Genomic DNA, 13482 nt, shown 5'->3' with positions numbered 1-13482 from the left:
TGTCACCCTCTCGCTCTGCACCCTTCCCATCTCCAGGGCAAACACTCTGAGAGCCGGAGGGTCGCCCGGTCAGCCGTGAGTGCACTGCCGCCGATCCACGAGAGGCGCTAGGCCGACGAGGAGGACCGGACGATCAGGCGCGGCTCGATGACGACCCGGTGCGTGGGCCGTTCGGGGTCCTCGTCGGCCAGTCGCTCCGACAGCAGCGCGAACGCCGCCCGCCCGATCGCCGCCCGGGGCGGGCGGACGGCCGTCAGCGGCGGGTCGCACAGCTCGGCCACCTCGTCGTCGTAGGTGACCACGGCCAGGTCGCCGGGCACCCGGATGCCGCGTTCCTCGCAGCGCTCCAGCAGGCTGATCGCCTCCGGGTCGGAGTGCACGAGCAGCGCCGTCGTCCCGGAGCCGACGGCCGCGTCCAGCACGCCGTCGAGCGCCTCCGGCCAGCCGGGGTCCCACTGGTCCACCGAGGTGATGTCCGGTGTGCCGTCGAGCCGCAGGCCGAGCTCCTCGCACGCCTGCCGCCACCCGCGCCGGACGTGCGGGGTCGTCGGGCTCTGGACGGTGGTGACCAACCCGACGCGGCGGTGGCCGAGCGAGGCCAGGTGCCGCACGGCCATCGCGGCGCCGAAGGCGTGGTCGCTGACCACCGACTCCATCGCCTCCTGGTGCGGGCCCACGGTGGCGGTGCGCTCGATGAGCACCACCGGAACGCCGACGCCCTGCAGCCAGCGCACCAGCTCCTCGCCGTCGTCGCCGGTGATGGTCGGCGCCACCAGCAGGCCGTCCACGCCGACCGCCTCGACCAGCCGGGAGAGCTGGTGACGCTCGTCGGCGGCCTGGTAGGTGGCGCCGCGCAGCACGACGCGCGCCCCGGCCGCGGCCGCCGCCTCGCGCACGCCGCGGATCACGTCGGGCCAGTAGTACGTCAGCGACGGCACCACCATGCCGATCGTGAGCTGCCGCCCCTCGCCCGCGGCGCGGTCGGGCGCGGACCTGGGGAGCGACACGGCCTCCTCGGCCTCCCCGCCGTTCTCCCTGCCGGCCAGCGCGTCGGCCACGGCCCCGTCGTGCGGGACGGCGCCGCCGCGTACCCGGCGGATGAGCCCCTGGGACGACAGCAGCGCGATGTCACGGCGGATGGTGATGGCCGAGACGTCCAGCTCGGCCGCCAGCTCGTTCACGCGGACGACGCCCCGGCGGCGCAGCAGCTCCACCAGGTGGGCGCGGCGTTCGTCCGGCAGCGCGGCCTGCGGCTCCGGCGTGGTCATGTCCCCACCTCCACCCGGACCTCGAAGGCGCCGCGCGCCGTGCCGGGCACGCGCAGCTCCAGCCGGGTCAGCCGCTCGCCCCACACGGACGACAGCATGGGGTCCTCCAGCGGGCGGACGGTGAGCGCCGCGGTCGCGTGGGCCGGGTCCCAGCTCACCAGCGCGGCCCGCGCACCGTCCGGCGGCCGGACGACGACCTGCCCGTCGCCGGGCCGCTCCACCCGGCCGGCCAGCAGGAAGTGCAGCACGCTCGGCTCGCCGTCGGCGGCGAACTCCCACGTGTCGCCGATCGTCACCAGCCCCGCGCGCCGGTCGAGCGTCGCGGTCCGCCACCAGCGCCGCAGCTCCCGCACGGGATAGGCGGCGGCCAGGTCGAGGCGCGCCTCGAAACGGTCCGGCCCGTCGGACACCTCGACGTCGCGGGCGGCGAAGGCGCGGCCCTGCCCCTGGGGTGTGCCCCGGACCTCGGGGACGTTGTGCCAGGTGCTCCGCATGGTCCAGATGGCGTACCGGTCGGGGCCGAACGTCTGCGCGGTGTACGTCGGCCGCCCCGCGTCGGCGAGCACGGGCACGCCGTCCACGGCGACGACGACGGAGCCGACGTCGTTGTGGTTGTGGTTCTCGTCGTTGTGCCCGCCCTTGACCGCGAGCGTGAGCCCGCGCCGCGTGCCGCCCGCCGTGCGGGCGAGGCCGACCTGCGTGCCCGGCAGCCAGACCGAGGCGACCAGGGGCGGCTCGGCGGGCTCGGCGTCCAGCCACTCGCCGTCCGCCAGCCCCATGAGGGCCCGGCCCAGCTCCACGTCGGCGGGCAGCCGGGCGGGGCGCTGCGAGCGCGCGTGCCGGACGGCCTCGGGCTCGCCGAGCCGCAGTCCCCACCGGTACGGGACGTGCCACGGCAGGTCGGCGGGCGGGCGGGCCCGCGCGTCGGCGAGGTTCAGGTACCACGGGCCGCCGAGCTGCATGCGGTGCGGGAAGGCGACGGTCTCCCGCACGACCGGCACGTCCGCCGCGCCGAGCGCCTTGCCGGTGGCGTGCTCCAGCACGTCGAGGGCTTCCAGGGCCCGGCAGGCGCCGTTCCACCAGTATTCGTAGCCCTCGTCCACGGAGCCGTCGGCCGGCAGCGACGCCAGGTAGCGGTCGAGGCCCGCGACCGCCCACTCCACGAGCCGGGCCCGCTCGTCACCGCGCTCACCGGCATGGCCGGCGAGGCGGAGCGCGGCGACGAGGACGTTGCCGCAGATCCACGGGCACCAGTTGTGCACGTCGCCGTCGAGGCCCAGCCAGTGCCAGTCGTCGCGCTGGAGGAACGGCTCGAACACCCGGGTGCGCACCTCGGCCCGCACCCGCTGCCGCAGACCGGGGAACCGCTCGTCGAAGCGGTCGCCGAGCACCTGGTCGGCCCAGGCGAGCTGCCCGGCGACGTCGGCGGCGCCCAGGTCGAGGCAGGGGGCGGCCACGTCGGGCAGCACGGTCCCCCGGGGGCGGCAGGTGTCCTCGTGCGCCGGCCAGCACCACGAGCTCTGCTCGCACAGCAGCACGACGCCGTCGGCCGCCTCGTCCAGCCACCGCTGCTCGCCGGTGAGCGCCGCCATGAGCACGGCGCGGGTCAGCCGGTCCTGGCGCCCGAACACGTGGCTCTCGTACTGCGTCCGGTCGCCGTCGCGGAAGTAGCGTGCGTACTGCGAGGCGAGCGGCTGCGGCCAGGGCGTGCCCGGCTCGGCCTCCGCCCGCTCGCGCACGGCCTGGAGGACGCCGGACTCCCGGACGCGCTCCCACGCCGCCGCCCCGGCGGGCGGCACCGGGAGCGCGGTGCCGGGCGGGAGCAGGACGCGGGCCAGCCCCTCTCGCGAGGCCGCGGAGCCCCAGACGGCCAGCAACGGCCCGGGCGGCTGATCAGTGTTCGTCATAATCCTCCTCGCCGGCGTCCCAATAGTACCGATCGAACCTGATCGAACCTGAGTCAACTCGTACTTGATGGGAAAAACCGATCAAGGGGGAGTGCACGCCGCCGCTACGAGGACGTGGCCCGCCGCCCCCGCAGCCGCCGGCCGAGCGCCCTGACGGCCCGCCCGGGCACGAAGAGCACCAGCACGGCGAGCAGCACGTGCGCGGCGATGAAGGCGTAGGCCTCGTTCCGCGTCGCCACGTGGCCGAGCCGCACGGTCATGTGGTGGGCCCAGTCCCACACCTCGGGGATGCCGTTCAGCCTGCTGTTCATGGTGACCGCCACCAGGTCCTCCAGGCCCGACATCTGCAGGACGGTCATGGCCGCGCCGATCCGCAGCACCCCCTCGCGCGAGCCGCCGCCGAGCCGGTACGACAGCGCGAGGCCGACGATCATGAAGGGGACGAACACGATCACGTGCAGGTAGAGGTCCTCGAACGCGGCCGTCCCGTCCACCATGTCCAGGGCCGTCATGAACGTCTTCGGGACGAAGTAGCACAGGAACCCGAGGAAGATCGCCGGGAGCGCCACCAGGTGCAGGCGGAGCCGTCTCGCCCACGCGACGTCCAGCCAGGCCACGGCGACGCAGGCCGTGAGCTGGGGCGTCAGCTTCACCAGCAGCATCCAGAGGGAGGTGATCTCGCGCTCGTAGGGGATGACGAAGCGGACCAGCCCCGCCAGCGCCACCGCCAGCGCCCCGGCCAGCAGCGTCACCCGGTTGTCCCGCCAGAACGAGGCGGATGGACGCGTGGGCGAAGAGGTCACCATGGCATTCCCGTCAGTGTGTCGTGTCGACGATCAGTGTGTGCCCGGGGACGAGCACCGGGGTCCCGTGCCGCGGGCACAGGTCCGGGGCCAGCCCCTCGGCGCCGTGCGGCACCACGTCCACCAGCGCGGGCCTGGTCCCGCGCAGGGCCGTGAGCGCCGGCCCGCGGCCGGCCGCGCGGGCGTGGAAGTGCCTCCACAGCAGATGGAGCCCGCCGCATCCGGGGTCGTTCGCCGCGAAGTACCCGAGGTGCGGGTCGTGGGCGAGGACCGCCTCGGCTGCTCCGGCCGCCTCACCGGCGGTCACGCGCGGCACGGTGACCACCTCGACGCCGTCGAGGTCGGGCAGCACCGCCTCGACGGCGGCCCGGTCGCCCACCAGGACCGCCCGGCCGGCTCGGGCCGCGAGCCGCAGCGCCTCGGCGTTCAGCGACCGGCGCCGTCCGGCGTCGACCACCTTCGCGTCGGGCGCGAGCAGCACCCCGTACCGGGGGAGGCTCCACGGGAACCGCCCGAGCGTGCGGCGGTCCAGCACGGCGGCCCGCACCTCCAGCACGGGGACCCGGCGGGGCGCGCCCGCGAGGGCGAGCGCGTCCCGCAGGAGCCGGGCGTCGCCGATCCACGGCGACGGCTCCTCGGACGGGTCGAACGGCCGCGCGAACGGGCACAGGCGGTGCAGTTGCCCGGCCAGGTCGGCGGACGCGGTGGGTTCGGGCCGGTCGAGGGCCCGGCCGGCCGCGACCCACTGGTCCCGGTAGAACGGCACCCGCCGGAAGGCCTCGTCCACCACCCGCCGGTAGCGCCGCTCCCACCGCCCGCCGCCGAACCGCCGCCCGGAGAGCCGCCCGTCCGAGGGCCGCCCGCCCGAGAGCCGCCGGGCCGGGGCCGGGATGTCAGCCGGCATCGACCCTGACCCGGACGAGGTCCTCGACGCCCTCCAGCGCCCGCGCCAGGTCGCCCGCCGTGTCGGCCGACGCCAGCACGTACCCGAGCTTCGCCCGGCACTCCGTGTACGGCACGACCGGTTCGCCCGGCCTGGCCGTCACCACGATGTCGGCCACACCCGGCAGTGCCAGCGCCTCCGGCAGGCCGTCGAGCGCCACGAGCGTCCCGGCGGATGCGGAGCGCAGCATGCGGACGGAGGTGTGCCGCGACCACCGGGGCGTGAGGTCCGGGCGTTCGCCGATGGCGAGCTGGACGGCGGCCGCCACCGTGTCCACCCCGTACATGAGCCCGAGCGCCTCGCCCATGCCGTTGCCGCCGATCCGCGTGCCCATCTCGATGAGCACCACGGCGTCGTCCGGGGTGACGAACAGGTCGAGGTTGACCGGCCCGTCCGCGTAGCCGGCCTCGGCGCACACCAGTTCGAGCTGCCGGACGACCTCCGCGGTGAGCCGCTCGTCACGCGGGGCCATGTCGTGCCCGACCGCGACGACCTGCGGAGCCGCCACCACCCGGTCGCTCAGCCCGAGCAGGGCCACCCGGCCGTCCTGGAGGAACGCCTCCCCGCACAGGTCGCGGCCGGTCACCAGCTCCTCGACGATCACGGTCGCCGTGGGGGAGGCGGCCGCCGCCGCCGTGGCCGCCGCCGCCACCTCGGCGGGCGTGGCGCACACCGTGATGCCCCGGGAGCTGCCCGAGTCGACCGGCTTGACGATGACGGGGAAGTCCAGCCGTACGGCGTCGCGGGCGACCTCGTCGGCGGAGCCGCCGACGTGGCCGGGCCCGCCCAGGCCGAGCCGCGCGCAGACCTCGCGGAAGTACGCCTTGTCGGTCGAGACCCGCAGGGCCCCGGCGGACAGGCCGCAGGGCAGCCCGAGCCGCCCGGCGACCTCGACCAGCGAGGGGAGGTTGATGTCGGTGCCCGGTGCGATCAGCCCCGCCACGTCGCCGAGGTCGCGCAACGCGGCCGTCACCGCGTCCACGTCACGGGTGCTGAGATGCAGGAACTCGTCCGCCTCGCGCACCCCCGGCGCGTCGGCGCGCATGTCGACGCAGACCGTGCCGAGCCCGAGCCGCCGGGCGGCCCGGAACGAGCTGATCGTGCCGTCCGAGCCGCCCAGGACCACGAGCCGCTTCACGCGCCGGCCACCGCCTGCGGGGCGTCCCAGTGCGTGCCGCGGGTCTCGATGAACCAGTCCACGGTCCGCGCCATGCCGTCCTCGATCGAGACGAGCGAGCTGGGCTCGATGCCGACCGACAGCAGCGTCTTGGGCTGCGCCGTGACGGCCGTGTCCGGCGTCTCACCCGGTCGCATCGGCAGGTCGGCGATCGGCACCCGCGGGTAGCCGCGCTCCACGCACAGGTCGATGACCAGTTCGGCGACCTCGCGGATGGTGGAGGAGGCGGTCGGCCCCACCTCGACGGGGTGGTTGAGGACCTTGCCGTCGGCGGCCGTCTCCAGGGCGGAGACCAGCCCCCGTGCCACGTCGCCGACCCACACCATGTCCGAGATCTGCGTGCCGCCGCCGTACAGCTCCACCGGCATGCCGGACAGCGCGCGGCAGATGACCGCCGGCGTGATCTTCCGGACCTTGCCCGGCGCGAACGGCGGCGCCGCCTGCTGGCGGGGGCCGTAGGCGTTGACGACCCGGACGTTGTTCACCCTCGTCCCGCGATGGGCGTTGAACATGCGGACGAAACGCTCGACGGCCGTCTTGGAGATGCTGTAGCTGTTGTCCATCCAGTGGTTGCCCACGCAGATGTAGACGCCGGGGAGGTCGTACTGGGCGATGGCCTCCAGGAAGTTCAGACCGCCCATGAGGTTGGTCTCGGCGGCCGGGCGCGGGTTGGTGATGGTCTCCTGGGTGCCGAGCACGGCCGCCAGGTGGATGATCGCATCGGAATGCGCCGCGAGCTCGGTCATCGCGGTGGCGTCGCGGATGTCCCCCCGCATCACCTCCCAGGGCAGGTCGCGGTCCGCCTTGCCCCGGTGATCGAATACGAGCGGAATGTGGCCGCGGGACACGAGTTCCTCGCACACGTAGCGGCCGATGAAGCCGTTTCCGCCGGTGACTCCAACCTTCATGACACCTCTTGAGTGTGAGAGCACGTTCTGATCACGTGTCTGAGCACGTGTCCGTGGTGTCGGACATGTACGACATGATCACAGCAGACATAGTCTGCGATGATCGTCGCTGACTATGCGGTCGTGTCCATGTTGTAATCGATTCCTGAAGGCCGTCACGTGCATCTGGAATTATTGGATCCCTGCCGGGACCCTCAGCCTTCCGGCTGGGAGGCGTTCCGGCAGGACGAAGGGCTGAGCGCCATCTGGGCCTACGACGTCATCGCGGCGTCGTCGCAGGGATCGTGGGCGCGCCCGCTGCTGGGCGTCTTCCACGACGGTTCGCGCCTGGCCGGCGTGGTCGGGGCCGTCTACCTCGGCCTGCGGTGGCCGAAGTCCGCCCGAGTCCCGCGCCCCCGCCGCGAGCCGCTCCTCCTCGACGTCCGCCTGCCCGGCCACTCCGACGGCCCCACCTGGCACTTCGCCGGCGACGTGACACCCGAACGGCGCCGGGACCTGTTCCGCGAGTTCGAGCGGGCGGCGCGGCGGCACCTCGGCCGGGGGACGGCCGGGGTGCTCTACCGGATGGTGACCGAACCGGAGCTGCCTCAGGTGGCCCGACGCGGCGGCGTCGTGCGTGACTCTCCGGGCAGCATGTACCTGCCGGTGCGGTGGAGCTCGGTGGAGGGCTGGCTCGGCTCGCTCAGCAAGAACCGCCGCAAGTCGCTGCGCCGCAGCGTCAAGCACGTCGCCGAGATCCCCGGACTGACCGTCCGCGAGGGCACCGCACGGGGCGACCTCGACCCGGCGGAGCTGGCCGAGCTGAACCGCAGGCACACCGAGCGGCTGGCGGCCCGCCTCGACCCCCGGGCGCCCCTGCCCGCCGCCTACTTCCGCGAGCTGTTGCGCCGCGACGACGTCCGCGTCATCTCCTACCACGAGGGGGAGCGGCTGCTGGCCTTCGCCATCGTGTACGAGCACCCGGCCACGCCCGTGAGCGGGGCCTGGGCGGCGCTCCGGCCCGAAGAGGGCGGCCGTCAGGACCTCTACTTCGACGTCTACCCCCGCATCGTCCGGCGGGCCGTCGAGACGGGGGCCGAGCGCGTCCTGTTCGGCAGGGGCAGGGGGGAGATCAAACAGTCGATGGGCATGGAGCACGTCCCGCTGAAGTTCGTCGTCGTACCCGGGTGGGCGATGGGATGAGCATCACCCTGGACACCCTCGACCCGCGCCACGACCCCGAACCGGCCGGCTGGGACGAGCTGCGCACCGCGGCCGGCCAGTGCGTGACCTGGCGCTACGACCTGCTCCGCGCCTACGCCTGGGCCGCCCAGGCGCCGGTCGTGCTCACCGTGCTGCGCCGGGACGGCGTCGCGGTCGGCGCCGTGTCGGCGTCGCTGCGCGGCGTCCTGCCGCACCGGGGCCGCTACGCCGACCGGCGGGACCCGGCCGGCGTCCTGGACGTGCACGCGCCCGGCAACCGCTCGCAGAAGGGCTGGTGGTTCACCGCCGACGTCGAGCCGGCGGAACGCGGCGAGCTGCTTCGCGGCTACGCGCGCGGCGTCCGCCGGCGGCTCGGGCCCGGCTGGCGGAGCACGGTGTGGCGGGAGGTGTCACCCGGTGAGCCGGTGCTGCTGCCCGGCCTGGTCAAGGTGGCGCTGCCGACCGCGCCGCTCGCCAAGCTGGCCACCCCCTTCGCCGGGATGGACGAGTGGTACGCGCTGCTCGACCGGCCCCGCAGGGAGTCGCTCAGGCGGCGGGCCAGGAGCTTCGCCGCCGACCCCGGCCTGTCGGTCGAGGTCGGGCCGGCTCGCGGGCTGGTGGGGGCGGCCGAGGCGGCCGAACTTCGGGCGCTGAACGACCTGAAGTACCGCAGCCGCCTCTTCCCGCTCGCCCCGCTGCCCCTGCCGTACCTCGAAGCCCTGGTGGAGGGCGACGAGGTCATCGCGATCGCCTACCGCGACGCCGGCCGGCGGCTGCTCGGCCTCTCCCTGATACTCGACCACCCCGACTGGCCCGTCTGCCTGAGCTGGGGCGCCCTGCCGCCGGAGGACGGCGGGCGCAAGCACCTCTACTTCGACGGCTACGTCCGGATGGTCGAGTGGGCCATCGCCGCCGGCAAGGCGGGGCTGGTCCTCGGCAAGGGCCAGGCGGAGGTCAAGAGCGGCCTCGGCGCCGAACTGGTCCCCTCCTCCGCGATCGCCGTGCCCCTCTGAGCCTGTGGACAGCCTGTGGACACTGTCATGAACCCCGCCATGAACCCCATGAACTGCGTGCAGTGCGGCCACCCGCACCCCTGGCGGATCGGCCGGACCCGCTACTCCTGCCGGTCGTGCGGCGCGGTGTTCCGCGCGAGCCCGCCCCAGCCCCCGAGCCCGGCCCCGAGCCCGTCCACGGTCCAGGGCCCGTCCCCGTCCCAGGGGCAGGACCCGTCCCCGTCCCCGGACCCGGACCCGGACCCGGGGACGACGGCGCCCGGCCCGGAGCCCGTGGGCGGGGCGGCGGACGGCGACGACCCGCTGGCGGCGTTCATGCCCGCTCGCATGGTCCGCTGGGTGCGACAGGACACCGTGCAGAACACCGTGCAGGACCCTGTGCGGGACCCCGTGCCCGACGCCCCCGACCGGGCCACCCTCGCCCGCTGGTACAAGGACTTCGACGCCCTCGTCGCCCGCGCCGCCACCACGCCCGAGGCCCGCGCCGTCGTCGAGCGGGTCAGCGACGTCCCCCTCGACCGGCTGCCCACCAAGCCGCCGGCGTTCAACAAGGTGTGCGCCGCTCTGCACGCCACCTGCTACGACCCCGCGCTCGCGGCGGCCAGGCTGGGCGGCCAGGACTCCCCGTTCGTGGCCGAGCGGGTCGCTCACCTGCGCCGCTGGCTTGCCACGGCGGGCCGGTCCACGACCTGGCTGGAGGCGCCGCCCGCGCCGCCGCCCGCCCCGGAGGCGGTCGAGGAACTGCTGACGCCGCCCACCTCGTTCACCACCGAACAGGTCAGGACGCTGTTCGCGGCGCTCTTCGGCGTCGACAAGGGGCCGTCCGTGCCCGGCGTGCGGGAACGGTTCGGCGCCGACGGCGTCCACGAGGCCCTGCTCGCCTACCTTCGCACCGGTGCCCGCCCCCTGCGCGACGCTGTGGCGGCGGATCTCGCCCGCGCCGCAGGGGAGGGCGCGTGAGCGCGGTGGACGCGGCGGTCTCCCACCGCATCGGCGCGCGCCGCCTGCTGACGCTGCTGAGCGGGCGCGCGACCTTCCGCCTCCTGCTGTACGGCTCGGCGGCCGTCCTGGTCCTCGCCTGGAGCCGTGCCGACTTCAACGCCTACGCCGCCGCCGTGGGCGCCACGGGGTGGCTGAGCATGGTGGTCCAGTCGGGCCCGGAGAAGGCGGCGCTCACCCTCATCCCGCGCGCCCGCCGGACCCGTGACCAGGTCGCCGCCCTGTTGCGCGCCGTCGTCGCCTACGTCCCCGTGCCCTTCACGGTGGCCGCCGCGGCGGCCCTGGCCGCCGCGCCGGAGGCCACGGTCACCCTCTACCTGCTGTCCGTCGCCTACTACGTCTCCCTGGGCTGCGGCATGCTGGGCGTGGCCCTGCACCGCGCGCTCGGCCGTTACACCCGCGACACCGTCCACTTCGCCCTCCTCGGGCTGGGGATGATCGCCCTGGCGGGGCTGGCGTTCGCCACGCACCTCCGCCCGGCCGGCTACCTGGCCGGCCTCCTCACCCTGGTCACCGCGTTGAACCTGGCCCTGCTGCCCGGCCTGCCACGCAGTCCCGGCCGGGTCCGCCCGGCCCTGCGCCGGATCGTCGCCGGCACGGTGGCGCTGATGGGCGCGGCCGACGTGATGGCCAACGCCATGATCGGCACGCTGTTCGTCGAACTGTCGATCACCTCGTACGCGGGCCAGAGCGGCGACCTGTACGTGATGGTCCTCGGCTGGGGGTTCGCCACGTCGGTGATCTACACGGTGCAGCGCATCTACCAGCCCCGCCTGGTGCTCCACCTGGGTTCGGCGGGTGCGGGCACGCGGGCGCTGGTGCGCAGGGTGGCCGGGGTGTCGGTCTGGGTGAGCGCCGGATGGCTCGTCGTGGCCGGCGCAGTGCTGCTCTCCGGGCTGGCCGGCACCCGCTCGCCGGTCGCGCTGGGCGCCCTGCTGGTGTCGCTGCTCCCGGCCAACGCGGTGGCGAGCTTCGGGATCTTCGTGCTGGAGAACACCGGCGAGGCCGGGCTGCGTGCCAGCGCCAGGGCGGTCGTCCTGGCCTTGGCGGTGGTGGCCGCGCTGGGCGCGCTGGCGATCCCGTACGCCGGCGCCGCCGGCGCCGTGTACGCGCTCGGCGCGCAGGGATTGGTCCTGGGACTGGTGCTGAGGAGGCACATGTGAACACCGGGTTGACCGTGCTGGTCCCCTGCTACAACGAGGGTGCCCAGGTGGAGACCGCCCACGCGGAACTGGTCAGGGCGCTGGACGAGGTCGGCGAGCTGGAGATCCTGTTCGTCGACGACGGCAGCACCGACGACTCGCTCGACCGCATCCGGCGCCTGGCCGGGACCGACCCCCGGGTGCGCTACCTGTCCTTCACCCGCAACTTCGGCTACGACGCGGTCATGGCGGCGGGCTTCCGCTACGCCGGCCGGCCGTGGACGGTCCAGTGCGACGCGGACCTCCAGGTGCCGCCCGAGGAGATCTGGTCCCTGCTCGCCACGGCCGCCGAGGGCTACGACGTGGTGTTCGGCGAACGGCGCGGCCGGCGCGACCCGCTGGTCCGCCGGATGGGCTCGGCCGGGCTGCACTGGGCGGCCCGGCGCGTCTTCGGCATCGACATGCCGCGGGGCGCCTCCACGTTCCGGCTCGTCCGCACCGCCGTGGCCCGGACGATCACCGACCTGCGCCTGCCGTGGTTCATCCCGGCGGTGCCCCTCGTCGGCGCCCGCTACGCCGTCACGCCGGTCGCCCACCGGCCGCGCACGGCGGGCCGTTCCAAGCTCCGGCTGGTGCGGCTGGCCGGGCACGCCTTCGAGCTGTTCTTCGGTTTCTCCTGGCGCCCGCTCACCCTGTCGTACGCGATGGCGGCGGCGGGCGGGGTGGTCGCCGTGCTCCTGGCCGTCCTCGCGCTGGCGGGCCGGGCCCCGTTCCTCGTCTCGGCCCAGCTCCTGCTGTCCGCGCTGACGCTCGCGGCGGTGGCGCTGCTGGGCCGGTACGTGCAGCGGTCGCTGCGCGAGTCGGACCGCCTGCCCCGCTACCTCGTGAGGGAGGCGAACGTGCCGCTCCTCCCCGAGGACACGCTCACGGGCGGCCTGCCCGGCCCGCCGCCTCCCGGTCGCCCGGCTGTCATGGAGACGCGCGGGCGTGACAGCGGCGCGAGGCAGCGGTGACAGCCGTCCGGCCGAGACTTCCTGCATCCGACGAGAACGGACAGGAGACAACGGCATGGACACCACCAAGCTGGAGGAGTTCGCGGCGCAGATCGCGCAGGAGCGGGTCGGCGCGGCGCTGAGCCTGCTCACCCATCTCGGCGACCAGCTCGGCATCTGGCGGGCGATGGCCGGGGCCGGCCCTCTCACCAGCGCCGACCTGGCCGAACGCACCGGGCTGGCCGAGCGCTACCTGCGCGAGTGGCTGGCCGGGCAGGCGGTCGCCGGGCACGTGGAGTACGCCGGCGGACGCTACACGCTGCCGCCCGAGCACGCCGCGGTGCTGGCCGACGACGACTCGCCGGTGGCCCAGGCCGGCGCCGTCCAGGCGAACGCCGCCATGTGGCTGGCGGCCGACGCCATCGCCGAGGCGTTCCGTACCGGGGAGGGCTTCGGCTGGCACCGGCACGACGTCCGCCTGTTCGAGGGCACGGCGCGGTTCTTCGGACCGCTCTACCGCCAGTCGCTCACGCAGCAGTGGCTGCCCGCCCTCGACGGCGTGACGGCCCGGCTGGAGTCGGGCGCCCGCGTGCTCGACGTGGGCTGCGGCCACGGCTCCTCCACGGTCCTGATGGCACAGGCGTACCCGAACTCCCGGTTCGAGGGGCTCGACTCCCACGCCGGGTCGATCACGCAGGCCGCGCAGGCCGCGGTGAAGGCGGGCGTGGAGGACCGGGTGCGCTTCACCGTCGGCGAGGCCGGGCAGGGCCGGACCGGGCCGTGGGACCTCGTCTGCTTCTTCGACGCGCTGCACGACATGGGTGACCCGGTCGGCGCCGCCGCGCGGGCCCGCGGGCAGCTCGCAGCGGACGGCACGCTGCTCGTCGTCGAGCCGTACGCGGCCGACAGGTTCGAGGACCGGATCGGAGACCCGGTCTCGATGGTCTACTACGCGGCCTCCACGCTGTGCTGCGTCCCGAACTCCCTCGCCCAGGACACGGGGACGGCGCTGGGCGCGCAGGCGGGGGAGAGCCGCATCCTGCGGGTGCTGCGCGACGCCGGCTTCACCAGGGCCCGCCTCGCGCTCGCCACCGACTACAACCTGGTGTTCGAGGCACGCGGCTAGCCGGCGGCGACCGGAGGCCGCC

Annotated in this window: 12 protein-coding genes; 6 read left to right on the top strand and 6 right to left on the bottom strand. The window is 74.8% G+C overall.

Annotation, left to right across the window (positions count from 1 at the left end; all coding sequences use genetic code 11):
* Window positions 1-107 precede the first annotated feature (107 nt).
* From FHU36_RS10330 to FHU36_RS10305, 6 genes are all read right to left on the bottom strand, one after another.
* On the bottom strand, window positions 108-1268 hold the full coding sequence (locus FHU36_RS10330) for a substrate-binding domain-containing protein (protein WP_185083504.1): 1161 nt from the start codon (window positions 1266-1268) through the stop codon (window positions 108-110).
* The gene (locus FHU36_RS10325) at window positions 1265-3175 is read right to left on the bottom strand and encodes a heparinase II/III family protein (RefSeq protein ID WP_185083503.1); all 1911 of its coding nucleotides are present in this window, start codon (window positions 3173-3175) and stop codon (window positions 1265-1267) included. The genes FHU36_RS10330 and FHU36_RS10325 overlap by 4 nt, the downstream gene beginning before the upstream one ends.
* A 104-nt stretch (window positions 3176-3279) precedes the next feature.
* Window positions 3280-3981, bottom strand: a complete 702-nt coding sequence (locus FHU36_RS10320) for a hypothetical protein (RefSeq protein ID WP_185083502.1) — start codon at window positions 3979-3981, stop codon at window positions 3280-3282.
* A 10-nt stretch (window positions 3982-3991) separates the two neighbouring features.
* Window positions 3992-4882, bottom strand: coding sequence for a hypothetical protein (locus FHU36_RS10315; RefSeq protein ID WP_185083501.1), 891 nt, complete (start codon window positions 4880-4882; stop codon window positions 3992-3994).
* On the bottom strand, window positions 4872-6059 hold the full coding sequence (locus FHU36_RS10310; RefSeq protein ID WP_185083500.1) for an ATP-grasp domain-containing protein: 1188 nt from the start codon (window positions 6057-6059) through the stop codon (window positions 4872-4874). The genes FHU36_RS10315 and FHU36_RS10310 overlap by 11 nt, the downstream gene beginning before the upstream one ends.
* Complete coding sequence (locus FHU36_RS10305; RefSeq protein ID WP_185083499.1) at window positions 6056-7006, bottom strand: NAD-dependent epimerase/dehydratase family protein; 951 nt, start codon at window positions 7004-7006, stop codon at window positions 6056-6058. The genes FHU36_RS10310 and FHU36_RS10305 overlap by 4 nt, the downstream gene beginning before the upstream one ends.
* A 159-nt stretch (window positions 7007-7165) precedes the next feature.
* Between FHU36_RS10305 and FHU36_RS10300 the strand changes: the two genes are divergently transcribed.
* Genes FHU36_RS10300 through FHU36_RS10275 form a run of 6 tightly spaced genes read left to right on the top strand, consistent with a single transcriptional unit; the run spans window position 7166 to window position 13460 of the window.
* Window positions 7166-8188: a GNAT family N-acetyltransferase gene (locus FHU36_RS10300; protein WP_185083498.1), complete on the top strand. Its 1023-nt coding sequence runs from the start codon at window positions 7166-7168 to the stop codon at window positions 8186-8188.
* Complete coding sequence (locus FHU36_RS10295) at window positions 8185-9201, top strand: GNAT family N-acetyltransferase (RefSeq protein ID WP_185083497.1); 1017 nt, start codon at window positions 8185-8187, stop codon at window positions 9199-9201. The genes FHU36_RS10300 and FHU36_RS10295 overlap by 4 nt, the downstream gene beginning before the upstream one ends.
* Window positions 9202-9228: 27 nt before the next feature.
* Window positions 9229-10161 (top strand): zinc ribbon domain-containing protein, encoded by a 933-nt coding sequence (locus tag FHU36_RS10290; protein ID WP_185083496.1) that lies wholly within the window; start codon window positions 9229-9231, stop codon window positions 10159-10161.
* Window positions 10158-11363 carry a hypothetical protein gene (locus FHU36_RS44295; RefSeq protein WP_185083495.1) on the top strand — a complete coding sequence of 402 codons (1206 nt, stop codon included), beginning with the start codon at window positions 10158-10160 and terminating at the stop codon, window positions 11361-11363. Before FHU36_RS10290 ends, FHU36_RS44295 begins: the two co-directional genes overlap by 4 nt.
* Window positions 11360-12355 carry a glycosyltransferase family 2 protein gene (locus FHU36_RS10280; protein ID WP_312891523.1) on the top strand — a complete coding sequence of 332 codons (996 nt, stop codon included), beginning with the start codon at window positions 11360-11362 and terminating at the stop codon, window positions 12353-12355. The genes FHU36_RS44295 and FHU36_RS10280 overlap by 4 nt, the downstream gene beginning before the upstream one ends.
* A 55-nt stretch (window positions 12356-12410) precedes the next feature.
* Window positions 12411-13460, top strand: a complete 1050-nt coding sequence (locus tag FHU36_RS10275; RefSeq protein ID WP_185083494.1) for a class I SAM-dependent methyltransferase — start codon at window positions 12411-12413, stop codon at window positions 13458-13460.
* Window positions 13461-13482 lie beyond the last annotated feature (22 nt).

It is taken from the genome of Nonomuraea muscovyensis, from assembly GCF_014207745.1.
In the GTDB taxonomy this organism is placed as follows: domain Bacteria; phylum Actinomycetota; class Actinomycetes; order Streptosporangiales; family Streptosporangiaceae; genus Nonomuraea; species Nonomuraea muscovyensis.
The sequence above is the reverse complement of the archived record's forward strand: the minus strand, read 5'-3'. Positions and strand labels throughout refer to the sequence as shown.

Excerpts from the sequence above, each read along its gene's own strand:
- FHU36_RS10330 (WP_185083504.1), bottom strand. The coding sequence starts at position 1,268 with ATGACCACGCCGGAGCCGCAGGCCGCGCTGCCGGACGAACGCCGCGCC.
- FHU36_RS10325 (WP_185083503.1), bottom strand. The coding sequence starts at position 3,175 with ATGACGAACACTGATCAGCCGCCCGGGCCGTTGCTGGCCGTCTGGGGC.
- FHU36_RS10320 (WP_185083502.1), bottom strand. The coding sequence starts at position 3,981 with ATGGTGACCTCTTCGCCCACGCGTCCATCCGCCTCGTTCTGGCGGGAC.
- FHU36_RS10315 (WP_185083501.1), bottom strand. The coding sequence starts at position 4,882 with ATGCCGGCTGACATCCCGGCCCCGGCCCGGCGGCTCTCGGGCGGGCGG.
- FHU36_RS10305 (WP_185083499.1), bottom strand. The coding sequence starts at position 7,006 with ATGAAGGTTGGAGTCACCGGCGGAAACGGCTTCATCGGCCGCTACGTG.
- FHU36_RS10295 (WP_185083497.1), top strand. The coding sequence starts at position 8,185 with ATGAGCATCACCCTGGACACCCTCGACCCGCGCCACGACCCCGAACCG.
- FHU36_RS10290 (WP_185083496.1), top strand. The coding sequence starts at position 9,229 with ATGAACCCCGCCATGAACCCCATGAACTGCGTGCAGTGCGGCCACCCG.
- FHU36_RS10275 (WP_185083494.1), top strand. The coding sequence starts at position 12,411 with ATGGACACCACCAAGCTGGAGGAGTTCGCGGCGCAGATCGCGCAGGAG.